General features: G+C 44.0%; 18 protein-coding genes. 17 read left to right on the top strand and 1 reads right to left on the bottom strand.

Annotated features, from left to right (window positions below; genetic code table 11):
* Nucleotides 1-265: 265 nt before the first annotated feature.
* From srtB to D5281_RS06005, 8 genes are all read left to right on the top strand, one after another.
* Nucleotides 266-1,537, top strand: coding sequence for a class B sortase (gene srtB / locus D5281_RS06040; protein ID WP_160559236.1), 1,272 nt, complete (start codon nt 266-268; stop codon nt 1,535-1,537).
* 19 nt (nt 1,538-1,556) lie between these two features.
* Entirely contained in the window at nt 1,557-6,800 is a 5,244-nt protein-coding gene (locus D5281_RS06035) for a leucine-rich repeat protein (protein WP_160559235.1), read from the top strand.
* A gap of 8 nt (nt 6,801-6,808) precedes the next feature.
* Nucleotides 6,809-9,625, top strand: a complete 2,817-nt coding sequence (locus tag D5281_RS06030; RefSeq protein WP_160559234.1) for a leucine-rich repeat domain-containing protein — start codon at nt 6,809-6,811, stop codon at nt 9,623-9,625.
* A 131-nt stretch (nt 9,626-9,756) separates the two neighbouring features.
* Nucleotides 9,757-10,671, top strand: a complete 915-nt coding sequence (locus D5281_RS06025) for a S8 family peptidase (protein WP_160559233.1) — start codon at nt 9,757-9,759, stop codon at nt 10,669-10,671.
* 2 nt (nt 10,672-10,673) lie between these two features.
* On the top strand, nt 10,674-10,820 hold the full coding sequence (locus tag D5281_RS06020; protein ID WP_160559232.1) for a hypothetical protein: 147 nt from the start codon (nt 10,674-10,676) through the stop codon (nt 10,818-10,820).
* A gap of 84 nt (nt 10,821-10,904) precedes the next feature.
* Entirely contained in the window at nt 10,905-12,326 is a 1,422-nt protein-coding gene (locus tag D5281_RS06015) for a beta/alpha barrel domain-containing protein (protein WP_160559231.1), read from the top strand.
* Between the two features lie 52 nt (nt 12,327-12,378).
* Complete coding sequence (locus D5281_RS06010; protein WP_160559229.1) at nt 12,379-13,080, top strand: GntR family transcriptional regulator; 702 nt, start codon at nt 12,379-12,381, stop codon at nt 13,078-13,080.
* Between the two features lie 22 nt (nt 13,081-13,102).
* Nucleotides 13,103-14,311, top strand: coding sequence for an NADP-dependent isocitrate dehydrogenase (locus D5281_RS06005; RefSeq protein WP_160559227.1), 1,209 nt, complete (start codon nt 13,103-13,105; stop codon nt 14,309-14,311).
* 111 nt (nt 14,312-14,422) lie between these two features.
* Here D5281_RS06005 and D5281_RS06000 read toward each other — a convergent pair whose 3' ends face one another.
* Nucleotides 14,423-16,333 carry an ABC-F family ATP-binding cassette domain-containing protein gene (locus tag D5281_RS06000; RefSeq protein WP_160559342.1) on the bottom strand — a complete coding sequence of 637 codons (1,911 nt, stop codon included), beginning with the start codon at nt 16,331-16,333 and terminating at the stop codon, nt 14,423-14,425.
* 227 nt (nt 16,334-16,560) lie between these two features.
* Between D5281_RS06000 and D5281_RS05995 the strand changes: the two genes are divergently transcribed.
* From D5281_RS05995 to D5281_RS05955, 9 genes are all read left to right on the top strand, one after another.
* A complete protein-coding gene (locus D5281_RS05995; RefSeq protein ID WP_330584864.1) occupies nt 16,561-17,235 on the top strand; it encodes a redox-sensing transcriptional repressor Rex in 675 nt (224 codons plus the stop codon).
* Nucleotides 17,236-17,346: 111 nt separating this feature from the next.
* Nucleotides 17,347-17,970, top strand: a complete 624-nt coding sequence (locus D5281_RS05990) for a hypothetical protein (RefSeq protein ID WP_160559225.1) — start codon at nt 17,347-17,349, stop codon at nt 17,968-17,970.
* Nucleotides 17,967-19,490 carry an NAD(P)H-hydrate dehydratase gene (locus D5281_RS05985; RefSeq protein WP_160559224.1) on the top strand — a complete coding sequence of 508 codons (1,524 nt, stop codon included), beginning with the start codon at nt 17,967-17,969 and terminating at the stop codon, nt 19,488-19,490. Before D5281_RS05990 ends, D5281_RS05985 begins: the two co-directional genes overlap by 4 nt.
* A gap of 50 nt (nt 19,491-19,540) precedes the next feature.
* Complete coding sequence (alr, locus tag D5281_RS05980; protein ID WP_160559223.1) at nt 19,541-20,734, top strand: alanine racemase; 1,194 nt, start codon at nt 19,541-19,543, stop codon at nt 20,732-20,734.
* A 128-nt stretch (nt 20,735-20,862) separates the two neighbouring features.
* Nucleotides 20,863-21,204: a type II toxin-antitoxin system PemK/MazF family toxin gene (locus D5281_RS05975; protein ID WP_330584863.1), complete on the top strand. Its 342-nt coding sequence runs from the start codon at nt 20,863-20,865 to the stop codon at nt 21,202-21,204.
* 173 nt (nt 21,205-21,377) lie between these two features.
* Nucleotides 21,378-22,787 (top strand): hemolysin family protein, encoded by a 1,410-nt coding sequence (locus D5281_RS05970; RefSeq protein WP_160559222.1) that lies wholly within the window; start codon nt 21,378-21,380, stop codon nt 22,785-22,787.
* Between the two features lie 85 nt (nt 22,788-22,872).
* The gene (locus tag D5281_RS05965) at nt 22,873-23,601 is read left to right on the top strand and encodes a YebC/PmpR family DNA-binding transcriptional regulator (protein ID WP_160559221.1); all 729 of its coding nucleotides are present in this window, start codon (nt 22,873-22,875) and stop codon (nt 23,599-23,601) included.
* Nucleotides 23,602-23,675: 74 nt separating this feature from the next.
* Nucleotides 23,676-24,452: an ABC transporter permease gene (locus D5281_RS05960; RefSeq protein ID WP_160559220.1), complete on the top strand. Its 777-nt coding sequence runs from the start codon at nt 23,676-23,678 to the stop codon at nt 24,450-24,452.
* Nucleotides 24,453-24,546: 94 nt separating this feature from the next.
* Nucleotides 24,547-25,239, top strand: a complete 693-nt coding sequence (locus D5281_RS05955; RefSeq protein WP_160559219.1) for a ClpP family protease — start codon at nt 24,547-24,549, stop codon at nt 25,237-25,239.
* The last annotated feature ends 82 nt before the right edge of the window (nt 25,240-25,321 follow it).

The following is a 25,321-nucleotide window of genomic DNA, read 5'->3' as shown; positions in this document are numbered from 1 at the left end:
CATTTCTATGCTGATTTTTCCAAAGATGCATTTGAAATCAACCGAGAATATATATTTGAAACACGTTTGGAGAGTGGGAAAATAAGTTGGATTTCCGCCATTTCTTTTCTGAAAGAGAAAATATGTTCGGAGTTACATATGTTTTGGGCGGAAAGAATGGATAGCTTTGGAACATTAAAAATGTGCAATATCTTGATAAAACACTTGAATTTATTTCAATATATAGTAAAATAAAATAGTATATGTGATGAAGGAGAGGTATGCCATGGCGGCAGATGATTTGATGGTTGCCGGAAGACGTTTCCGTACCCGCACGGATTATGAAGCTGCTCAGCGCGACCAGAAAAAAATTGACACCATCAAAGCCAAGATGGATTTAGACGATCCAAGACAGTTATATAAGCTCTTTAGCGCATTACAAAGTGGTGCGTACCGCTTTGAGACTGCGGTGGGCACTGACTTTGATGATGCAATCTATGAAGAAATTGAAAAAATGAAGAAGCGGGGAATTACCGCTGCAAATGCCGGAGGCTTTTCAGAAAATAAGCAAAAGGGGAAGTTAAATCGCAATAAGGGCCCGGCAACGGGCGCACTAAAGGCAGCGAAAGCTTCGAAGGCGAAAGTTCCGGTAGTTTCCATGGACGAAAGTCCAGGAAAAACTGCAGGGGAAAAAGAAAGTTCAGGTGATGGGAATCGACTGGAAGAATATGACAAGGAAATGCAGCAGCAGATCTTAAATGAGCTCCGTAAAAGGGAGAAACGAAGAAAGTGGATTATCGCGATAGCATCAATCATAGCGATTGCCAGCTTTGGATATTTTGGTGTTTATTCTTTCTTCAGCGCACGAACAAGTATGGAGTATGAAAGTCTGGCATCTTTAAAAGGAAGTGATGTACTCGCCGCCGGGAATCAGGAGAAAAACGGATTATTCTTACATAAGCAGTCCCTTGCACTGCCGGATGTGCTGGACGAATATAAAACTTTATATGAAAAAAATAAAAAGCTAATCGGATGGCTTAAAATTGACGATACAATAATAGATTATCCTGTAATGCAGACTTCAGACAATGAGTATTATCTGGATCACAATTTTAATCAGGAGTATGATAAAAACGGCAGCCTCTTTTTAGATTATGACTGCAGTATTTATCCCAGCTCAACGAATCTGATTATTTATGGACATCACATGAAGTCGGGACAGATGTTCGGACAGCTTCAAATGTACGCCAAGGAATCCTACGGCAAGAAGCATTCCATCATTCAGTTTGACAGTATATATGAAGAGGGGACATATGAGGTGATGTATGTTTTCCGCTCTCAAGTCTACAATGAGGATGACCTTGTTTTTAAATATTATCGGTTTATTCAGGCCAATTCAGAAGAAGAATTTAATTCTTATATGGAAGAAATGGCGGCTATGAGCCTGTATGATACAGGCGTTACGGCCAGCTATGGAGACAGCCTGCTCACCCTGTCGACCTGTGATAATTCACAAACGGACGGAAGGTTTGTAGTGGTAGCGAAAAGAATTAAGTAGTGTAAAAGGAGTGTCACAAATGGTCAAAGTAAAAAAGAAAAAGAATAGAAAGTTAAGGCGACAAATTCGCAAGACGGTTGGCGCACTGGCAATGGCATCCGCTATTGCAATTGCCGCAATCCCTGTTCCGGACGCAAGGGCGGATGATCCTGTGGCGTTAGCGGATGATGATTTCGATTATGCGGGACTTGAATTGCACAAAGATGGAAAGAAAATATATATAGATACAGATGAAAATGCAACATGGAAAAATCAAGTCCCTATTTTACCTAAAAATACTCAAATATTTGCAGACCCAACGACCCTTTCCAATAATGCAGTTTTTTATTTTGCAGTTTCAGGGAATGATAGCGCTGTTATTTTAGGTGCGGACACGACTACTTTACCGTCAGATAGTAATGGTAATTATCTGCAAATACCGGAGGAAGTGGTTACATGCCAGGCTTATAATGAAAGTGGGGATTATTGTGCGGTAAATATTGATAATGATTTTTTATACTTTCAAAGAAGCGAAGACATGTTTACGGTTGAAGGCCTAGATGGGCTTTTCCCAAGGTCCAGTATTGTTACAGAACATCCTGGAGACAGAACCGGGTATTATAATTATAATTATACAGATGAAAATGGAATGCCTGCATCAAAGCATTTAACGGCAATACTGCTTACGGAAAATATTGCCCCATATTATCCATGTTTTCGAGATAATTTTGAGGAGTGGAAAGAGAAGACTTTATACCGCTATAATGAAAATTATACTCCTACAACCTATTCCTTATCATCGGATGATAAAGTCGAAGATGCGGAGCCTACGGATATGCCAACGGAGGAACCAACTTTTGCGCCAACGGAAACACCTGCAGATGTATCGACAGAGCAGCAAGAGCCAATTCCGAGCCCGACAGAAGAACCGGAAGTAATACCGACACAAGAACCAACGCAGGAACCGACAACATTGCCAACGCAGGAGCCGACAGAAGAACCGACAACATTGCCGACTGAGGAGCCAACGCAGGAACCGACTCAGACACCGGAAGAACAGCCTACCTCCGCATCAGATGATTCATCGGATGAAGCGGTTGATGAGGAAGAAGATTTGACGCCATGGGTTTATACTTATACCATGGATGATTCCATCAGAGCTAATCATAAAGTATCTGTTGAACAAAAGACAGTATCCTTCGATAAGGGACCGGTTAGACGAGAATATTTGGATCCTGATGTAGTACTTAAACCAGAACATTATCAGGCGGTAAGTGATATTAATACATATCTGACGGTTTCGGTGAGATATATAGGACAACAATATTTGGAAGATGTGCCAGGTACAGGAGAAAAGAGAATTGTTGATGAGGTAACGAGCGAAAACAAGCGGGGGGTATTTGCGGGACGAGGAAATATCAGTGAGCTGCGGACAGGTCAAAATCTGATTGGTATTGGGGATTATGCTTTTTTCAACTGTTCCGGTTTGAAAAGTATCACTGTAAACAAAGGTGTCAATAATGGTTTAGCCATGATTGGGAATGGGGCTTTTGCTTACTGTACAGCATTAGCATCATGTGATTTGGCTGCGGCAGGCAGTTTGCAGGTGCTTGGCATGGATACTTTTTTAAGATGCACAAACTTGAAAAGTTTCGAATTACCTACAGGCGTAAAGGCGATCGGCGATTACTGCTTTATGGGGTGTAACGGTTTGGAGACAATCACATTTGACAATGACCTTTCCTATATTGGTTATAATGCGTTTGTAGGCTGTTCAAGTTTAGGCTCTTTGACGTTCCCAGAGAGATATGTAGAGAAGCTTCCTATTAGCTATTTTGAAGGATGTATCAATCTTCAATATATAAAAATTCAAAATTTAGATTGCGATTTAATTGACGGTGAGGATCCGGAGAAAGAAGATGATAATCATGAGAATCATACTGGCGCTGAAAAATGTGATATTAATACATTTATAGATGCTTTGAACTGGGATAGTTTTTATTTTGAAGGTCCATCTGAAAAAACAAGAGCAGCGATATATGATACCGCCAAGGTTCATTCTATATCATATAAGTATATAATTGGAAATGCAGAATATTATGAAAAGGTAGAGTACTGTACGGAAGATATTGCGGTACCCCATCCTATTTCATACATAATTCGGGTGGAAAATGGGCAGGAATCTTTATCAAAGCCTATTTTGGATAAGGAATGTAAAATAATTAATATTCCTTCCAACATAGGAAATCATTTGATTACGGCAATTGACGATGGGTGCTTTGCAGGTTATTGTAATTTGGAAATCGTGACAATTCCATCAAGTGTGTCATTTATTGGCGCAAATGCCTTCCAAGGATGCCATCGTTTGAAAAATGTTGTATTTGAACATAGCGCCGAGGATGCATTAGAAATAAGTGATAAAGCGTTTAACACACAGGATATGACGAATGGACACCAGGAAGGGTGTCAGAGTGTGTCCGGGAATGCGGTCAACGGTGATGGCCGGTTGGAATATGAACCCAAATTAGCGTTTACAGGAGCAATTTCACCTACCTTTGGCGCATTTACCTATGCAATGAAGGCGAACAATAATTATAACAATGAGAGTCAGGCGCTGAGCTATATTACTTATTACAGCGGATGGCCTACGAATCTGGCTGTAAAGTATAATCCGGGCAATCCGGAAGGACAGAGAAACGAGCTGATTAGCTATCCTACTTATGAGCATATTAGAATAGGGTATAAGTCAGGTGAATATCCATATCTTACGGATGAAATGATAAAGGATGCGCAGGAAGCAGTCAGTCAGGAGCAAAGCGGAGGTGTTTCAGGCTATTACCAAAGTATTTTGGATGCAGGAAAAAATGTAAATGTTCCGGCCGGTGTTACTGCTGTTAAAACAGGTTTGTTTTCCGGTAAGAAAAGAAATGGTGAGCCGTTAAATGAAAATTCGAGCCCTGACAAGGATATCAGATCTGTTACGTTAAATACAGTCAATGAGGTAGAACCCTATGCCTTTGTAGGCTGTGAGAGTCTTGAAAGATTTTATTATGACGGAAACGGTTTGGTAGGCACAGGCTCTATTGGGGATTATGCCTTTAAAGGTTGTGAAAAGCTTACAAATGTTGAAATTGGTCCCGGTGTGGCGTCAATAGGAATAAGGCCCTTTGGAGGATGTGCGAATTTACCAGATGTGCAGTTTGTAAACAACCCTAATTTTACCTGTGACAAACAGATTATTTTTGGTACTGCCAATGGAGGAGCCAAGACAAGTATAGTCGAGTGTCTCGAAACCAGAGGAGGCGCCATTGGAACAGAGGAATTTGAGGGAGTAGGCTCTATCCAGGAAGAAGCTTTTAAAAATTGTGATAATGTAAGAAGCGTTGATCTGACCGAAACATCGATTGCAACCATACCACGGCAGGCTTTTTCACAAATGGATAGGCTGGGAATTGTCAGATTACCATCAACTGCAACCAACATAAGCGAAGGCGCTTTTTGGAATACGCCGGATTTATATGAAGTAACCATTACAAACGACAGAATGACAATTGCAGCGGATGCGTTCGCTTTGGTTGAAGAAGAAGACGGCGACATTAAATTGGTTGACGGAAGACCTCAGGTTTATCCGAAAGGAGATCCAAATGCCAGAAAGGACAATGAGATCAGCTTTATCTGCAGTAATGATTCGGTGGCCAGCAATTATGCAAAGGATATTTACTACATAGAAACGGTGGAGGTAGTCCAGGTAAGGTATTATGTAACACCGCAGGGAGTTGATAATGCACGGCCGGTTCTGGTGGGTCAGCCGGTATCCATACCTGTTAATATTTTGGAGGACCCCGTAAAATGGGCGGAGAAAAAGGTGGATTATGAGCCTGATTTAAGTAATGCGGCGCGTTATCCTGAGTACCAGTATCCAGGTTATATTTTCCAGAACTGGAGCGAGTATGAAAGAACTTCGGACGGATACCTTGAAACATATGCGGTTTATATGAGAGTGGAGGAAGAGTGCACTGTTAATTTCGTAGATGTTAAAAATACGACACAGGGTATGGTAAGTATTAAAGTGCCGTCAGGTACCAGATTGACGGATGAACAGATACCGGAACCTGCGGATCCGGAGCACTTTATTGGATGGAGTGCAGATGCCAGTGCAGATATTTCAATCAGAGACAGAATTTATGATGATGTGACATTTTATGCCCGGTATAGTGATATACAGGTTGGTCCTACACCGACCATTGACCCGAATGCCAGTCCAAGTGGCGGAAGCAATGGTGATCCAGGTACGAATCCAAATGCAACGCCAAGCAACATTCCGGGTGGTTCCAATGCAACGCCGACCCCTGACAGGAGAGGCAGGTCTTCCGCTTCACCTACGCCCACTGCAAGTCCAGGCGATGAAGTAAGGAAGTATACAGTCAGTGTATCGGGCGGCAGTGGCAGCGGTAGCTATGCGGCCGGTCAGGTAGTTTCAATTAATGCATATTATATGGGTGAAGGTCAGGTGTTCGATAAATGGACTTCATCTACGGCAGGAGTGGGATTTGCCAATCCGAATGCGTCATCAACTACCTTTACCATGCCGGCAGCCAATGTAGCTGTAACGGCAACTTATAAAACAGGCGGCAGCGGAACGGCTGCAACTAATGCCAGTAGTGCAGGTGGCGGCAGTGGAAGTGCCGGAACCGTAAGCAATAGCAGCGGAACGACTGTGGATGTAACCAGACCGGGATTTTCCAACACAAATCTTGCCGGCGCTACGGTAAGCGGTTCAACGGATAATTTTGTTGTGAAAGTGACGGAGGATCAGAGTGCTACTGATGCGGCAACCGCAGCTTTACAGGCAAGATATGGAAGTCTTGACAGAATCAAATACCTTCCTATGGATATCAGCTTGTATGATTCCACAGGACGGAACAAAATAGCAGATACATCGGGTATTTCCGTTAACCTGACTTTACCGTTACCGGATGATCTGGTGCAGTATGCAGGCAACAATAGGGTTGCAGCCATTTCCAATGGACAGCTGGAGGATCTAAATGTAAGATTTACCACTGTAGGCGGTGTACCTTGTGTGAACTTTACGGCAACACATTTCTCACCTTATGTGATTTATGTGGATACAGCGAACCTGACGGAGGCAACGATAGACGCAACGCCTAAGACTGGCGATCCGATTCACCCGAAGTGGTTCTTATCTCTTGGTATGGCGTGTCTTGCTCTGGTACTGTTCTTTAAGAGAGACCAGGCAGTTGTAGTTAAGAAGAGAGTGGCATAGGTGCTCCTATGAACAGAAAAATTGCAAAATCTCTGGGTGTTTTGCTACTGCTTTTAGCAGTAGCAATAACCCAGGTACCTGTGTCAGATGTGGAAGCAGTAGCGATCGCGTCTGATTTTGAAATGGATGGAAGTAAATTAATGAAATATTCAGGCACGGCGGATGTCGTGTCTATTCCTGATGGTATCAGGGAGATAGGGGAAGAAGCTTTTGCCGGAAATGACAATCTAATTAAGGTCAATATCGAAGGAGATGTTAAATCGGTTGGTTACAGAGCTTTTGCTGATTGTGACAATTTACGGACGATTGTGGTGGGAGACGGAGTGGAAGAAATAGAAACTGCGGCTTTCAGCAACAATAAAGAGCTGGTAAATGTAAGCTTGGGGGCAGGCGTTAAGAAGCTGGGGACTGGTGTTTTTGCCGGTGACAGCCAATTAAAGGATTTGTCTTTGTCGGAGGATAACAATTTTTTACATTTATCCAATGGTATTTTATACGATAGTGAAGAAACAAAAGTTTATTTATTGCTTCCAGGCTATGAAAAAGGGGCTTATACATTGCCCAGCACGGTTACGGAAATAGCAGGATATGCCTTTTGGGGAAATCCATATTTGGAAAAGGTTAGTTTGGGGAGCGGCCTGAATGAGGTGCCAGCTTATGCTTTTTCAAATTGTGCAAATCTAAGAGAAGTGGAAATTCCCTTTACAATCAGAGGAATTGGCGCAAAAGCTTTTGAGGATTGTGTGAATCTGAACAGAGTAACCTTACCGGATTCGATGGCACAAATCAGCGATTCGGCGTTTGATGGCTGTCCTAATGTGGAATTTACAGCTACGCCGGGGACCTATGGTGCGGAATTTGCAGCAGCCCGTAAGACTTCAGAGGTAGAAGAAGTAGAATACGAGGATGTACAGGATGCAGAGGTGATAGATGCCGATGCTGTAACAGAGCAGACAGGCGGGGACAACGGAGAACAGACTGCAGAGCCAACGCCATCACCGGTTTCTGAGGAAAGTGTGGAGGATGAGGCCAACGAAGGAATGGAAGATGATGGAACAGAGCTTTCGCCAACGCCGGAACCCTCTATGAAATCTGTTACGGAAACCATCAGTAACAAAACATTATTAGGGCAATCCAGCATTGTTTCTGGCAGAGCGGTTATTTTTATTGATAATAGACAGTCCAAGGTACTAGATGGCAATCAGCCTTCCGGAAGAATTGATTTATCCGGTATGGAAGACGCTTCTGAAGACACGGAAGGTGAAGGAGCCAATCAGCAGGATACATCAGCTCAGAGCGAAACAATCGAAAATCGTTTGGTGGATAATGCGCAAAAAGGAAAGAATTTCCCCAAATATACCATTGTAAATGATACCAAAATTGCATCCCAGGCCTTTTATCAGGACAGCGAGCTTAAGGAATATGAGATCGAGGAAGGGATTGTGGAGATTGGAGAGTTTGCCTTTGCAAGGTCAGGTCTTACTTCCGTAGCCATTCCCGAAGGCGTAACGAAAATTGAGTATGGCGCTTTTTATCATTGTGATGATTTGACGGATGTGACATTGCCGGATTCTATAGTAGAGATAGAGCCTTATGCTTTCGAAAAGACACCTTGGGTGGAAAATGCTTCGGAGCCGTTTTTGGTGGCTGGCGATGGAATTTTGATTGCCTATCACGGGTCTGACAGTGTAGTAAATATACCGGCAGGGGTAAAGCAGATTGGACCTGGCGTATTTAAGGAACATGCAGGAATTACGGCGGTGAATCTCCCTGATACGGTGGAAGTGATAGGAGAAGAAGCTTTCATGAACTGTCGGAATTTAAAGACTGTCAATGGCGGGGAAAATCTGGTAACAGTAAAGGACAGAGCTTTTATGAATTGTCCTTTGTCCAAAGTAGTAATTCCGTCTTCTATGAAGGAGGTTGGACTTGGGTCTTACGCTCTTTTAAACGGAACCGATACGGTAGTTTTTGAGGGAAGTGAATTGCCGGTGCTTTCCGTGGGAAAAACGGCGGGTAGAATTGCCAATGAGGAATATCGTACCTATGCATTTGCAAACATAAAAAATGCAATTGTTCCGGATGGAATAGATGACTTTGATGGGACAGTGCTGCAGGCGGATACTTATGGATTTAATGGTGTTATTTGCGGAGAGTCTGGCAATCAAATAGCAGACAACAGCCAGGGCGTTTCTAAGATAGAAGAAAGTGGGATTGCATTGCAGGTAAACAGTGATACCATACCAGAGGGGACAAACGCAAGAGCAGAAATACCGGGAAATGAGGGCAGCTATGTTCTTAAAATAAATGATTCGGAAACGGCCGCTGAAAAGATTTCGGCAGCCTATGGTGAACTTTATGGAGGCAGATCTCCTTCCGGTCTTAACGCTTATGATGTATCTCTTTTTGAAGCATCGGGAAATATACCGATTGGAAGACTCGGCAGGCAGTCTGTTATGGTACAGGTTAAGCTGCCTTCCGGACTTAATGCAGCCGATGACCTGCATGTTGTTACTTTAGACCAGGACGGTCAGTTAGAGGCAGTGGAGCATCGCACGGAGACGTTGGAAGACGGGGATTATATTCAATTTACCACAAGCCATTTTTCACCCTTTGGCATTTACCGTTCTACTAACATTAATGGTCAGGCTGTTGTGACAGATGGCAATGCAGTGATTACCAGCTTATCTGGGAATAAAGATGATACGCCTGATACAGGAGATTTCCTTCATCCCAAGTGGTTTTTGGCATTAGGATTTTTCGCCTGTGCAATAGCTTTATTTTTCTATAAAGAGAAACCAAAAAGAATAAAAAATACGAAATAAATGATAGAAGCTTCCGGCGCAGTATGATAAAAAGCCGGGAGCTTTTTATGTGCAGCAGCTGAATTGTGAAAATAATATAGAACTGTTCAAGGCTCCCGGCATATGATAATAGAAAAAGCCGGGAGTTTTTTATGCTTCGGGTAAGGCAACAAGTTAGATGTAGTGATGAAATCGTCTTTTCCTGTGGAAGCAGGGGCGTGACAATAGCAATGTTGGATACCGGGGTGTCTTCACACCCTGATTTTGATAATAGAATTATCGCTTTTCATGATTTTGTAAATGGGAAAAAGTGGAACTATGACGACAGCGGACATGGAACCCATGTGGCAGGATGCATTTGCGGCAGCGGCTGGGTATCAAGGGGAAAATACAAAGGAATTGCGCCTTACAGTAACCTTGTAGTGGGAAAGGTACTGGATGATAAGGGCGATGGTAATGTGGATGTTATGGCCCGGGGGCTTGAATGGGTGCTTGACAAACAGAAGGAATATGATATCCGGATTCTGAATATTTCGATTGGGATGGGCGAAAACACAGAAAAAGAGAGAATGGAAAAGCTGGTTAAGCTGGTGGATGAAGCCTGGAGATGTGGCCTTATTGTGGTATGCGCCGCAGGAAATATGGGGCCGGAGCCAATGACAATTTCTCCCCTTGGTGCAAGGCGGGATGTGATAACGGTAGGGTGCCACGAAGGAGGTTATTTTGGGGACAGCGGACATTTATGTGAGGATTATTCCAGCCGCGGTCCTAGCCCTTATGCAATGAAAAAACCGGATGTGGTGGCACCGGGCACAGACATTGTTTCCTGTAATGCAGGAATTGCACGGCGCGGACGGTATTACAGGAATGCCTATGTTGCCAAAAGCGGTACCTCCATGGCAACACCTATTGTTTCAGGCGGGCTTGCACTTTTACTCCAGAAATATCCCTTTTATACGAATGAACAGGCGAAGCAGAAACTTTTGTACACGGCCAGGGATTTAAAAGAGCCCTGGAGTAAGCAAGGATGGGGAATGATACAGATTGACCGGCTTGTGGCCGGTTGACTATGGCTGAAAATGAGAGACAGATAGAGAGCAGGTATCAAAAGAAATCAGGAAGGAGTAAGCAGACCAGGGCGCAAGTTTATGATATATGGCTTACGTCCTTTTTTGCGGGAAATAAAATAGATTTAGGCGATGTAGGAAATGCTTAGAAATTGACTTCTGCGTATAGTCATATTTCGGCATTGACATAAGAAGCTAGATTGTATACAATAATACATGGATTGGAGGGATGTATGATGGCTGAAAATAATTATTTTTTAGAACGACCGGTGTCGCTGAATGAAAATAACAATTTACTTGAAATTGAGGAGCATATGTACATATTGGATGATGTGAAAAAGCCCAATGTGTTCAGGAATATGTTCCCTTACTCGGAGGTGCCTAAGATTCCTTTTAACGACAGGATAGTGCCACATAATATGCCGAAAAATATCTGGATTACCGACACGACTTTCCGTGACGGACAGCAGTCCAGGGCGCCCTATACCACAGAGCAGATTGTGAAGATTTATGATTATCTGCATCGGCTGGGCGGGCCAAAGGGCATGATTCGTGCCAGTGAATTTTTCCTTTACAGCAAGAAGGACAGGGATGCGGTTTATAAATGTATGGAGAGAGGCTATGCGTTCCCGGAGGTCACAAGCTGGATTCGCGCCAGCAAGGAAGATTTTAAGCTTGTAAAAGAGATTGGCATGAAGGAAACCGGTATTTTGGTAAGCTGTTCCGATTACCATATTTTCCTGAAGCTTAAGATGACCAGGAGACAGGCCATGGAGCATTATTTAAGTGTTGTCCGGGACTGTTTAGAGGAAGGAATCAGTGTCAGATGTCACTTGGAGGATATTACCAGAGCTGATATTTATGGTTATGTAGTGCCTTTCTGTCTAGAACTTATGAAGCTTATGGAGGAATATGGGATTCCTGTTAAGGTGCGGGCCTGCGACACTATGGGATACGGAGTGAATTATCCGGGCGCGGTTATTCCAAGAAGCGTCCAGGGAATCATTTACGCGCTGTATACCCATGCAGGTGTGCCTCATGAATTGATTGAATGGCATGGACATAATGATTTTTATAAGTCGGTGGTGAATTCCACTACGGCATGGCTGTATGGATGCTGCGGTGTGAATACTTCTCTTTTTGGCATTGGGGAAAGAACCGGAAATACACCTTTGGAGGCTATGGTGTTTGAATATGCCCAGTTAAAGGGCGAATTAAACGGTATGGATACCACAGTGATTACGGAGCTGGCCGAATATTATGAGAAGGAAATCGGCTATCATATTCCGGAGAGAACGCCCTTTGTGGGAAAGAATTTTAACGTTACAAGGGCTGGAATTCATGCGGATGGTCTTCTGAAAAATGAGGAGATTTACAATATATTTGATACGGAAAAATTCTTAAACAGGCCGGTGTTGTGTGCGGTCAGCAACACGTCAGGACTGGCTGGCATCGCCCATTGGATCAACACCTATTTTAAGCTGGCGGAAGATGAGCAGCTAGATAAGACAAGCCCGATTGTGGCTGAGGTAAAAAAGTGGGTGGATCAACAGTATGGGGATGGCCGTGTAACGGTTATGACGGATGATGAGTTGGTGGAGCAGATAGAGGATGTTTGCAGACAGCTTCACATGACTTTAAAAAAACAGGTGTAAAGAGATTCTGGAAGCCTGTAAAAGAAATGGAGGAAAGGTAAGCGTATATGCCATGGGCAAATATGATTTAAAACAGGAAGTGACAGACAAGTATTCCCTGCGGGGCAGAGTATTTCACAAGCTGCGGGAAGATATTTTAAATGGAAAGTATGAAGAACATGAGGAATTAAAGGAGGTTGCAATAGGAGAGGAGCTGGGCGTAAGCCGGACGCCGGTCAGAGAAGCTTTCAGGCAGTTAGAGCTGGAAGGGCTGATACAGATTGTGCCGAACAAGGGCGCTTATGTGACTGGCATTACGGCTAAGGATGTGAAGGATATTTATATGATACGTTCTTCTCTGGAAGGTATGTGCGCGCGGCTGGCAACGGAGCATATTACAAAGGAACAGCTTGAGGAGATGGAGGAAAATATATATTTAGCCAGTTTTCACGCGTCCAAAGGGCATATGGAGCAGATGGCGGAGCTGGACAACCGATTCCATCACATTCTTTACGAGGCCTGTGATTCTAAAATGCTTGAAAATCTTTTGCAGGATTTTCATCAGTATGTAATCAGAATCCGGAAAAAAACGCTTTCCACCAAGGAAAGGGGAATGGCCTCTAATGAGGAGCACCGTCAGATTATGGAGGCAATCAAAGCGGGAAAGCCAAACGAAGCGGAGCGTTTCGCTACTTGCCACATGGTCAATGCCTATGATAATATTGTAAAGAACGGTCTGTACGGCATATTTAGCCCGGACAAGTCGCTAACATAAAACAGTTCGGAATGGAGGAAAAATGGAAAAAATTAAGATGACGACTCCCCTTGTGGAGATGGACGGAGATGAAATGACCAGAATACTTTGGCAGATGATTAAGGATGAGCTGCTGCTGCCATATATTGACTTGAAGACAGAGTATTATGATCTTGGACTGGAACATAGGAATGAAACGAACGACCAGGTAACGGTGGACAGCGCGCATGCTACGCAGAAATATGGGGTGGCGGTAAAATGTGCTACAATCACGCCTAACGCTGCCCGTATGACAGAGTATGATTTGAAGGAAATGTGGAAGAGCCCCAATGGTACCATCCGCGCTATCTTAGACGGTACGGTATTCCGTGCACCTATTTTGATAAAGGGGATTGTTCCTTATGTGAAAAACTGGACAAAGCCAATCACCATTGCCCGTCACGCTTATGGGGATGTATATAAAAATGCGGAGATCAAAGTTCCCGGTAAGGGTAAGGCAGAACTGGTATTTACGGCGGAGGATGGCACCGTAACAAGAGAATTGATACATCATTTTGACGGGGCAGGGATACTGCAGGGTATCCATAATACGGAAAAATCCATTTCCAGTTTTGCAAGAGCCTGCTTTAATTATGCCATTGATACAAAGCAGGATTTGTGGTTTGCCACAAAGGATACAATTTCCAAAAAGTATGATCATACCTTTAAGGACATTTTTCAGGAAATTTATGAGGGAGAATACAAGGATAAATTTAAAAAACTGGGCATAGAGTATTTTTATACTTTAATTGACGATGCAGTTGCACGGGTTATCCGTTCTGAGGGCGGTTTCATATGGGCCTGCAAGAATTATGACGGCGATGTTATGTCCGATATGGTGGCTACCGCTTATGGAGACCTTTCCATGATGACGTCTGTTCTGGTATCCCCTGACGGCGTTTACGAATATGAGGCGGCCCATGGAACGGTACAACGCCATTATTACAAGCATTTAAAAGGAGAGGAGACCTCAACTAATTCCATCGCAACTATTTTTGCCTGGACAGGGGCGATCCGTAAGCGGGGAGAATTAGATAACATACCTGAATTGACAGCCTTTGCGGATAAGCTGGAAAAAGCCTGCATTAAGACGGTAGAAGATGGAAAGATGACCAAAAGTCTGTCCCTGATTTCCACCTGCGAAAGTCCTGTGATTTTAAACAGTCTTGATTTTATCCGGGCAATCAGGGAAACTTTTGATGCGTTAACTTAAGCAGTCAAAGGCTATAATGGGCCGGCTTATTCAGATTTACATAACAGATGAGTGGATGAAACAAACGCTGCTGCGCTTCGTAAAGCGTAACAGCGTTTGTTGGTATAAGGCTTAAGCTTCTAGTGCTTCCCATTGTTCGTATAGGGCCGAAAGCTTTTGGTTCATTTCTTCCTGCTCCTTTGTCAGTTCCTGCAGCCGCGCCACATTGGTAGCAACTTCGGGAAGACTCATAGTAGATTCAATTTCCGAAAGTTTCCGCTCTATATCTGTGATGGCTTCTTCGCATTTTTTCAGGTCGTTTTCTTTTTTGCGGGCTCTTGCCTGCATTTCCTTTTGGGCCTGCCAGCTTAGCTTATTTTCGGAAGGCGCATCTTCTTTTGGAATTGATGAATCATCTAAAGAAAGAGATTTGGCAAGGGTATCCCTTTTTTCCAGATAATAATCGTAATTACCCAGATATCCGGTAAGCTTACCCGCCTCAAGGTCTAAAATGCGGCTGGCTGTCCGGTTGATAAAATAGCGGTCATGGGATACATAAAGCAAGGTTCCTTCATAGGAATTTAAAGCATCCTCCAAAATCTCCTTGGAGGTAATGTCCAGATGGTTGGTAGGCTCATCCAAAATCAGGAAATTGGATTCGGAGAGCATCAGCTTAGCCAGAGAAAGGCGCCCCCGCTCGCCGCCGCTTAAATCCTTAACCTGTTTATAGACATCATCTCCCGTAAAGAGAAAAGCTGCCAGAGTGTTTCTGATTTCTGTGTTATTCAGGTAAGGATAGGTATCGGAGATTTCCTCAAACAGGGTTTTTTCCATGTGCAGTACATGATGTTCCTGATCGTAATAACCAATCTGCACATTGCTGCCTAAGGTTATGGTCCCTTCATCGGCTTTTAACAGGCCGTTGATAATCTTAAGGATAGTGGTCTTGCCAGTGCCGTTGTCGCCGATAATCGCAACATGCTCTCCCCGCTTTATATCCATATCAAGCTGCGAAAAAAGTGTCTGTTTACCGAAAGACTTGGCTAGGGCTTCTATGTGCAGCACATCCTTTCCGCTGGTGATTCTGGGGGAAAGGGTCATATGAATGTCCGCGCGGGCCATAGTGGGCTTATCTAAAACCTCCATCTTATCTAACATTTTTTCACGGCTTTCAGCCCGCCTGATAGACTTTTCCCGGTTGAAGGATTTTAATTTTTCAATTACCGCCTCCTGATGCTTGATTTCCTGCTGCTGCTTTAAGTAGGCATGGAGGGCGGCCGTGCGAAGCTGCTCTTTTTTGACGGCATAATCAGAATAATTCCCCAGAAAGGAGGTAGCCTTTGTCTGATCGATTTCAATAATTTTCCCGGCAATCCGGTCAAGGAAATACCGGTCATGGGACACAATTAAGACGGCCCCTTTATAATTTAAAAGATAGGTCTCCAGCCACGTAATAGAATGCAAGTCCAAATGGTTGGTAGGCTCATCTAAAAGAATCAGATCAGGGTTAAGGAGAAGAAGGCGTCCTAATGCCACGCGGGTTTTCTGCCCTCCGGAGAGGGTGGATATTTTTTTAGAAAATTCTTCCTCTGTAAAGCCCAATCCCTTTAAGACGCCTGTAACCTCGCTCTGGCAGGCATAGCCATTGGCAAGCTCGAAGGCATGGGTTAAACGGGTATAGGCCTCCATAAGGCTTTCAAGCTGGCTGCCGGCTGCCTGTTTCATGTCATGCTCCATCTGCCGGATTTGATGCTCCATGGCAATCACATCCGCTTTCACTAAGAGGAGCTCATCATAAATGGTATTTTCACTGTCTACAACCTGATTTTGCGCAAGGTATCCAAGGGTTTTGCCCTTTGAAAGCGTGACAATACCCGTATCCGATGCCTGTTCTCCCACAATAATACGGAGCAAAGTGGTTTTCCCGGCCCCGTTAATTCCTACAATGGCGGCCTTTTCATGGTCTTCTATATGAAATGAAACATTGCATAGCACAGGCTCGGCGTTAAAAGCCTTTGATATATTTTGACAGGATAAAATCATCATTACACCCCCTGCATATTTACTTCCCAAATTTCCTACATGCCGCCTTGCGGCACAAACATTGTGTGATTTATGGTTATGGGCCGCCGTCTGGCCTTGACCGTAACATTATAAGTTTACAGGCGATAAAAGGGAATGTCAATGAATTGACAATATTTTACCAGTGTTATATATTATTTTATAAGGTTTGCTTGAATTGATTTTTGGTTTCTAACGGAGGAATGTTCGTGGATAATAAGGAAATTTCACAGGCCGTAATCGGACGTCTGCCAAGGTATTTCAGATTTTTGGGGGAGCTTAAGGACGAAGGGGTCGAGAGGATATCTTCCCAGGAGCTAAGTGATATCATGAATGTGACAGCGTCCCAGATACGTCAGGACTTTAACAATTTTGGCGGTTTTGGGCAACAGGGCTATGGTTATAACGTTGCATATCTTTACGAAGAAATCGGCAGAATTTTGGGCCTTGATAAAACCCATAAACTGATTATCATTGGGGCGGGAAATCTGGGCCAGGCACTGGCCAATTACACGAATTTTGATAGGAGAGGATTTCTTTTTAAAGGAATTTTTGACTGCGATCCATCCCTCTATGGGAAAAAGATACGCAGTATGGAAATAAGGCCTATGGAGGAGCTGGAGGATTTTGTGAAGGAAAATGAAATAGATATGGCAGTACTTACCATTCCAAAGGCAAGTGCGGCACAAGTGGCCAGGCGGCTATCCCATACCGGGATCAGAGGCATCTGGAATTTTGCGCATGTGGACCTGGATGTGCCGGATGGGATTCAGGTGGAGAATGTCCATTTGTCGGACAGCCTGATGAAGCTGGCTTACAATATTAACAGGTCTGAGAACCAGATGCTGCCAGGTTTCGAAAGTCAGCTTATGGATGAAAAGTAAGAGAAAGAAACCTCCAAACAAACGTTGGTGCGGTATTCTAAGGCACGGCTTTTTATGTGCGGGGGTATTATAAAAGTAAAAGGGAGTTTTTCAAATTACGGAGGTGAGGAAATGTCTGAGTTAGACAACAAATTTAAAAGCGCTCTGGCAGGCAAAAAAATACCTCCTCTTACGCTGGATAATAAGTGGCACAGACTGTTTACACAAACGCAGCCGGATAAGCGCCTTCAGCGGTTGGAGAAGGAAATCGGCGAATTGCTGAAAAAGCAAAGTATCGCAAATACCGAAATTAAAAAGATCAAAAGGCTTAAGAAAACGCTGATGCAGGAGATTATGGAGAATGCAACGGCATCTTCATCCGGCAATGAAAAGGCAATCAAAAAGGCGGAGGAGAACAAGCGCCTTTTAGAGGAATGCAATGAGAAGATCGCAGGCTATGAGGATGAGCTTTTTGAGGTTCCCAGGGAAATCGATAAGGCCAATAAAGAGTTGATGCTGCTTACAATGCAGATTTGCTACGACAGGCTGAAAACAAATGGGCGGGAAATTGCGGAGCTTTCGGAATGGATTGCACGGGTCAGGGAAGAACTAAAGGAAAATGTGATCCGCAAGGAGGAGATGGAGGAGATTAACCATGAGCTCTATTCCTACATGCATGATATTTTCGGAGCGGAAGTGATTGATATATTTGACATGAAATATTTAGAGAATCAGTCGGGAAAAAAAGAAAAATGAGATATATTTTAAAAGCATATGAAATGAAAATGTATGACGGGGATACCATTGAAAGAATTGGTATCCCTTCTATGGTATTGATGGAAAGAGCGGCTCTTAGCGTGATAGAGAGTTTAAGTGAGCGAAACCTTATGCCGCAGAAGGTATTAGTGGTGGCAGGAATGGGGAATAATGGAGGCGATGGCTTGGCGGTTGGAAGACTTCTTGCCGAAAAAGGCGCGGAGGTTGCCTTTTATATGGCGGGAAATCCGGATAAAATGACTGAGGAAACAAGGCGTCAGCTTTTCATTTTAAAGAATTTGGGGTTTTCCATACAGAGCAAATTAGAATTAGCAGAATATGATATGGTAGTGGATGCACTTTTTGGAATTGGTTTATCCAGAAATGTGGAGGGAGAATATCTTACGCTGATAAGAGAGATGAACAGGCTTGGGAAAAAGGGAGCCTTCCTTTTGTCGCTGGATATCCCCTCCGGAGTCTGTGCGGATACAGGCAGGATTTTGGGAGAGGCGGTGCAGGCGAATCTTACAGTGACATTTGCTTACGCCAAGAGGGGGCATTTTCTGTATCCTGGCAGGGAATATACAGGGAAATTGATGGTGAAAGATATTGGCATTACGGAAAGTTCCTTTTTAAAGGGAAGACCGGGAGCCTTTTGTTATGAGAAAGAGGATTTGCATAGACTCCTTCCAAAGCGGAAGCCCTGGGGAAATAAGGGGACTTTCGGAAAGGTATTGCTTGTGGCAGGTAGTTATGATATGTGCGGCGCTTGTGTTTTATGCGGAAAGAGTATTTTAAGAGCCGGGGCTGGCATGGTGAAAATCATAACCCCCTCCTGCAATCGCATTATTTTGCAAGAGACTTTTCCGGAAGCAATGCTGTATACCTTTGAAGATAAGCCTCACATGGAGAAGGTAAAAAATTCGCTGGATTGGGCGGATGTTGTGGTAGCCGGGCCAGGCATTGGGATGGGGAATGGGACTAAGGAACTGATGGAATATTTATTAAAAGATAAAAGATGTCCCATGGTGATAGATGCCGATGGGCTGAATCTTCTTGCTGCCCACCAGGATCTTTTTGAACTGGCCGCAGAGCGGGGGGAGGGCAAACTGGTGATTACGCCCCATCCGGGAGAGCTATTACGCCTTATGAAGATGGATATGGAGGTATATAAGGAAGACAGAGAGAAGCTTATTTTTACACTTGCAAAGGGGCTGCATTGTGTTGTGGCGGCAAAGGATGCTGTAACCCTTGTAGCGGAAAATGGCAGGGAGGAGATTTATATGAACACCTCAGGAAATGATGGTATGGCTACGGCAGGCAGCGGAGATGCGCTTGCGGGTATCATTGGCGGACTGCTTGCCCAGGGGATGGACTGCTTTTTTGGAGCCTGCCTTGGGGTATATTTACATGGGCTTGCAGGGGAGGAAGCGGCCGGAAAGAAAGGACGCTACGGCATGACCGCATTGGACCTGGTTAAGGAGCTTCCCTTTGTGATGACATTTTATGGTCCAAATTAGAGGGCTGCTGGAAGTATGGAGAATAATTGCGGTATGCGGAGGGTGTAAAGATGACAGACAAATTTCAAAGAATTTGCGCCAAAGTTGATTTGGATGCGGTCAGACATAATGTGAAAAATATGAAAGCAAATCTCACTCCAGGGACTGAAATAATGGCGGTGGTTAAGGCGGATGGCTATGGACACGGAGCGGTGCCCATTGCCAGGGAATTAGAGCCGTTAACGGAGATAGCAGGCTTTGCGGTTGCCACGGCGCAGGAGGCGTTTATACTGCGTGATGCCAGAATCAAAAAGCCAATTCTGGTGCTGGGCCATACCTTTCCCTGCAGCTATGAAAGAATGATCCGGGAGGAAATTAGGTTTACCGTGTTTCGCTATGATACCCTTGAAGCACTTTCGAAAATCACATCCGATCTGGCAGGGGAGGGCACTTTCAAGAAGGCCAGGGTACATATTAAAGTAGATACGGGGATGAGCCGCATTGGCGTAAGAGCGGATGGGGAGGGACTTGACTTTGTAAAGAAGGCTTTGGAGACAGAAGGAATTTTGGTAGAGGGTATCTTTACCCATATGGCAAGGGCGGATGAAGAGGATAAATCGGCGGCCAAAAAGCAGATTGCGCTATTCAGCGATTTCCTAAGGCGGATAGAGGAAGAAACCGGCCGGAGAATACCAGTCAGGCACTGCTCTAATAGTGCCGGCATTTTAGAGCTGCCGGAAGCTGATTTTGATTTGGTCAGGGCCGGTATTGCCATTTATGGGCTATGGCCCTCCGGAGAGATGAAGCGGGATACGGTATGTCTTATGCCAGTGCTTTCCCTTTACAGCACTATCGTGTATGTAAAGGAAATTGAGGCAGGTACGGCGGTCAGCTACGGGGGAACCTTTGTGGCCCCGGAGCGGATGCGGATTGCAACTGTGCCGGTTGGCTATGGGGACGGATACCCCAGAGGTCTTTCCGGCAAAGGATTTGTTTTGGTATGTGGGAAAAAGGCGCCCATTTTGGGAAGGGTGTGTATGGATCAGCTTATGATTGATGTGACGGATATCCCACAGGCGCTTGAAGGAGAGCAGGTAACGCTCATTGGCAGGGATGGCAGGGAGCAGATTACCATGGAGCTTTTAGGCGATTTATCCGGCAGATTTCATTATGAGTTTGCCTGTGGTCTGGGAAAGCGTGTACCAAGGATTTATATAAAAGAAGGAAAGGTTTTGAGCATCAGCGATGGCTGCCAGGATTTTTAGCTGCCGCTGAATACCTTCTGACAATACGGTTATACTACTTGATAGAAACATAACAACGGATGCCAAGCTTCGCTAGCCATCCTTATGTTAACAAAAATATCCTATTGGAATGAAGGGTGTGTGAAAAGGTGAGACGAGGGGATATTTATTATGCGGATTTGCGCCCGGTAGTGGGCTCAGAACAGGGAGGAATAAGACCGGTACTGATTATACAAAATGACGTGGGAAACAGACATAGCCCAACGGTTATCTGTGCGGCTATCACCTCCAAGCTTAATAAGGCAAAGCTGCCTACCCACATTGAGCTGAGTGCGGGCAGATATGATATGGTGAAAGATTCGGTGATTTTGCTGGAACAGCTCAGGACCATAGATAAAAAACGATTGAAGGATAAAGTGTGTCATCTGGATGAAGATATTATGGGGCAGGTAAACCACGGGCTTATGATCAGCCTGGAACTGGTTACATAGTAAAGAGCTTTTGCCCCTGGCAAACATCCATGAAAAGCACAGCCAAATCCGGCCCTTGACGGTAAGGACAGGAGATGGTATAGTTTAGATTGAAAATTTATGTAAATATATGCAAATTACATATATGCAATTCGCATAGAGGCAATTTGCACTTACAAAAAGGAGATGGAAAAATGGATGATGGCGGGCCTACGGCCAGTTATATTATTTTTTTTGTGTTACTGCTGATCGATATGCTTTTTTATGGATTTGGCGCGGCAGCCAGGGAGTTGAGTGTAAAGGAGCTTTCCGAAGAATTTAAGGACACAAAAAATAAAAAGGCGAAGCGGTTATATACGATTGCCGTGAATCCGGAGCAATATATCAGCACGGTCCAGCTGGTTGTAACCTTGATTAATCTGATGATGGGAGGTTTTTTCCTACAAGTTTTCAGCAGGGTGGCCGGAAACCTGATTGAAAAAGGTGTGCCGCAAAATGTGGTAGATATGATGCTGCCTCCAAAGATTCTTTCAGCGGTGGCGCTGGTCCTTTCGGTGGCGGTGCTTTTATACATATTGTTAACCTTTGGGGTGATGATACCCAAGAGGCTGGGAGCTAAGTATGCTTCTAAGTGGGCCTATGCCTGCATCAATCCTATCTATTATATTACAAAGATTATCAGCCCGGTGACAGGACTTGTATCTGTAACGGCGAAAGGGATTTTGCGGATTTTTGGTATTCGCTGTGAGGAAAATGGGGAGGATGTCACAGAGGAAGAAATTTTATCTATGGTCAATGAGGGCCATGAGCAGGGAGTGCTTCTTGCCACAGAGGCGGAGATGATTTCCAATATTTTTGAGTTAGGCGACAAGGAAGCCAAAGATATTATGACCCACCGGACCAATATTCTTGCCATTGATCGGAATATGACCTTGGGAGATGCACTTGATTACATGCTCAGTGAGAGCAAGAGCCGGTTTCCGGTTTACGATGAAAATATAGACCACCTCATTGGCATTCTTCATTTAAGGGATGCCATGCGTTCCCACAGGGAGGCGGTGGATATGACGGTGAGCGTGGGGGACATAGAGGGTCTGGTACGGGATGCTACGTTTGTTCCTGAAACCAAAAATATTGACGTGCTGTTCCAAAATATGCAGCATACAAAGACCCAGATGGTAATTGTGGTGGACGAGTATGGACAGACATCAGGACTTGTGGCTATGGAGGATATTTTAGAGGAAATCGTTGGCAATATCATGGACGAATATGATGAGGAGGAAGAACACATCGAGGAGACAGGAAATGCCAACGAGTATATTATAGAAGGAATAACACCTCTTGAAGAACTGGAAGAACGGCTGGGTATTTCTTTTAAGGAGGGTGCGTTTGAAACTTTAAATGGATTTATGATTTCCAAGATGGATAAAATTCCGGAGGAAGACGAAGAATTTTCCATTGATGTGGACGGATACTGCTTTAAGATTTTACAGGTAAAAAATAGAATGATACAGAGTGTTCTTGTGACGAAATTAGCAGGAGAGAAGGTTGTGTCCACAGAAGAAGAAACTGAAAGGAAACAGGAAAAGAAAGAAAAAGATTGAAATTCAAATTTTCGGTTGAAAGGTTTGTGTCGGTGCGGCATCCACGAACCCAACGAAGCGAAAGCCGCACAGAAATGAGGGAAAAATGTCAGGACATTCAAAATTTGCAAATATTAAACATAAGAAAGAAAAAAATGATGCTGCCAAAGGAAAAATTTTTACAATTCTTGGCAGGGAGATTGCGGTAGCAGTGAAAGAGGGCGGCCCGGACCCGGCCAATAATTCCAAGTTAGCGCAGGTAATCGCAAAGGCGAAATCTAACAATATGCCAAACGATACGATTGAAAGAGGAATTAAGAAGGCGGCGGGGGATGCCGGGAACGTAAATTATAAATATGTTACCTATGAAGGCTATGGCCCCAGCGGTATTGCAATTATTGTGGATGCTCTTACGGATAACCAGAACAGAACGGCGGCCAATGTGAGGAATGCATTTACAAAAGGAAACGGAAATGTAGGAACACCGGGATGTGTGTCTTTTATGTTTGACAAAAAGGGGCAGATGATCATTGACAAGGAAGAATATGAGGGGGATCCAGATGAACTGATGATGACGGTTTTAGATGCCGGGGCTGAGGATTTTTCCGAGGAGGAGGACAGCTTTGAGGTGCTTACGGATCCGGATGATTTTGACGAAATGCTAAAGGCCCTTCAGGATGGAGGAATTCCGCTGGCCTCTGCGGAGGTTACCATGATTCCCCAAAATTATGTGGAGCTTAAGGAGGAAGCAGCGGTAAAGAGCCTGCAAAAGATATTGGATTTATTGGACGAGGATGATGACGTGCAGGCGGTGTATCATAATTGGGATGAATAGATTGAAAAATCAGCTTGACAGCTGATTTTATCAATCACAAATTTGCGGGTCATCGGCAAAAATGGGGGATTGAAATGAGAAAATGGCTGCTTAACCTGCTTTGGATCTGCATCCTTGGAGGGAGCAGGGTATTATATTTTTGGAATGCAGGAAAAACAGTGGCGGATACATACGGGTATTTTGAACAGGCCGTGGAAAGAGCCTGGGAAAATGGGACTGTTTCATGGGCAGGGCTTGGCGATGCCTATATATGGACGCTCTCATGGCTGTTTCGGCTTATGGGGGACCGGATTGAATTAGTGGGTGTTTACCAGCTCACGCTCCAGATTCTGTGGCTGATCTTATTGTTTGCGGGCGCCAGTATGCTGCTTGGAAGAAGGGCAGGATTTTTGCTCAGCGGTGTTTTGATGATTCTTCCATGGAGCATGCCAACGATTTTTGTGGTATCGCCTGAAAATTATTATATGCTGCATTTTTCGTTGTTTCTAGTGATTTTAGGCGCTTTTTGCAGCAAGAAAAAAAATCACAGGGTAACAGAGATGACGGCAGCTGGCAGCGAGAATAAAAAGATGGAGCGTTTGCCTGAGACAGGAAGTGATAAAGCCGCCACAGAGAATAAAGAAGCCGGTAAGAACAAAGAAACAACGCAGGAAGGACAAGAACAGTTGCAGCAAGCGGTAGAGAAAGAAGAAGGTTATGTGATCACAGAAGACGGCAGAAGGGTGAAGCTTTTTGACAATCCGCTTCCGCTTCCGCCTAAGCATGTGAAGAAAAACATGGGATTTGATTTCAAAGTCTCAAAAGATGATTTTGATTATCAGGTTGAAGACAGAGATGATTTTGATGTCTGAATAAAAAATTTCAGAAGTAATATACTAAGAAGGACTGTTTTACAGTCCTTTTTTTAATAGTCAATTACAATAATTTTATAAGGAGTTTTTGCATATGGCAGGAAAAAAGATAGAGGAAGAAAAGCATAGGGACGAGCGAATTGAGGAGACCGGACAGGTCACACTAGATAAAAATGGAAAATCCCACAGCATTCACTTGATTTCTGTGATCGGCGAGGTGGAAGGCCACGATAATCTGAATAACAGCTCAAAAACCACGAAATATGAGCATATCCTTCCGGAACTGGCGGCGATTGAGGACAGCAAGGATATAGACGGTGTCCTGATTTTATTAAATACCATGGGAGGGGATGTGGAAGCGGGACTGGCTATTGCGGAAATGATAGCATCCTTAAGTAAGCCTACAGTGTCCCTTGTGCTGGGAGGAAGCCATTCCATTGGCGTGCCGATTGCCGTCAGCACAGACTATTCTTATATAGTCCCTACCGGAACCATGGTAATTCATCCGGTTAGAATGAATGGGATGGTAATTGGGGTTCCGCAGACCTTTGATTATTTCAGACAGATTCAAAACAGAATAACCGGGTTTGTGTGCAATCATTGCAGGATTACAAAAAGCAGATTGGAAGAATTGATGATGGAAACAGGTGTCCTTACGAAAGACGTGGGGACGATTTTAGTAGGAGAGGAAGCGGTTTCGGAAGGTATCATAAATGCAACCGGCGGAATTAAAGAAGCGATGGAAAAACTGCATACATTGATAGGAAAGAACAAGAAAACAAAATAAAATTATCACATGATAATTATTAAAACAAATTATATGTGACGAAAAAATGTTTGTTGATGACAAGATTTGAGGAAGATGCTAT

The sequence above is a fragment of the Parablautia muri genome, from assembly GCF_009917485.1.
GTDB lineage: Bacteria > Bacillota > Clostridia > Lachnospirales > Lachnospiraceae > Suilimivivens > Suilimivivens muri.
This window is presented reverse-complemented; position numbering and strand designations above follow the sequence as displayed.

What these genes read in the sequence shown, in the direction of transcription:
- srtB (WP_160559236.1), top strand. Translation starts at nt 266, where the DNA reads ATGGCGGCAGATGATTTGATGGTTGCCGGAAGACGTTTCCGTACCCGC.
- D5281_RS06035 (WP_160559235.1), top strand. Translation starts at nt 1,557, where the DNA reads ATGGTCAAAGTAAAAAAGAAAAAGAATAGAAAGTTAAGGCGACAAATT.
- D5281_RS06030 (WP_160559234.1), top strand. Translation starts at nt 6,809, where the DNA reads ATGAACAGAAAAATTGCAAAATCTCTGGGTGTTTTGCTACTGCTTTTA.
- D5281_RS06025 (WP_160559233.1), top strand. Translation starts at nt 9,757, where the DNA reads ATGCTTCGGGTAAGGCAACAAGTTAGATGTAGTGATGAAATCGTCTTT.
- D5281_RS06020 (WP_160559232.1), top strand. Translation starts at nt 10,674, where the DNA reads ATGGCTGAAAATGAGAGACAGATAGAGAGCAGGTATCAAAAGAAATCA.
- D5281_RS06015 (WP_160559231.1), top strand. Translation starts at nt 10,905, where the DNA reads ATGATGGCTGAAAATAATTATTTTTTAGAACGACCGGTGTCGCTGAAT.
- D5281_RS06010 (WP_160559229.1), top strand. Translation starts at nt 12,379, where the DNA reads ATGGGCAAATATGATTTAAAACAGGAAGTGACAGACAAGTATTCCCTG.
- D5281_RS06005 (WP_160559227.1), top strand. Translation starts at nt 13,103, where the DNA reads ATGGAAAAAATTAAGATGACGACTCCCCTTGTGGAGATGGACGGAGAT.
- D5281_RS06000 (WP_160559342.1), bottom strand. Translation starts at nt 16,333, where the DNA reads ATGATTTTATCCTGTCAAAATATATCAAAGGCTTTTAACGCCGAGCCT.
- D5281_RS05990 (WP_160559225.1), top strand. Translation starts at nt 17,347, where the DNA reads ATGTCTGAGTTAGACAACAAATTTAAAAGCGCTCTGGCAGGCAAAAAA.
- D5281_RS05985 (WP_160559224.1), top strand. Translation starts at nt 17,967, where the DNA reads ATGAGATATATTTTAAAAGCATATGAAATGAAAATGTATGACGGGGAT.
- alr (WP_160559223.1), top strand. Translation starts at nt 19,541, where the DNA reads ATGACAGACAAATTTCAAAGAATTTGCGCCAAAGTTGATTTGGATGCG.
- D5281_RS05970 (WP_160559222.1), top strand. Translation starts at nt 21,378, where the DNA reads ATGGATGATGGCGGGCCTACGGCCAGTTATATTATTTTTTTTGTGTTA.
- D5281_RS05965 (WP_160559221.1), top strand. Translation starts at nt 22,873, where the DNA reads ATGTCAGGACATTCAAAATTTGCAAATATTAAACATAAGAAAGAAAAA.
- D5281_RS05960 (WP_160559220.1), top strand. Translation starts at nt 23,676, where the DNA reads ATGAGAAAATGGCTGCTTAACCTGCTTTGGATCTGCATCCTTGGAGGG.
- D5281_RS05955 (WP_160559219.1), top strand. Translation starts at nt 24,547, where the DNA reads ATGGCAGGAAAAAAGATAGAGGAAGAAAAGCATAGGGACGAGCGAATT.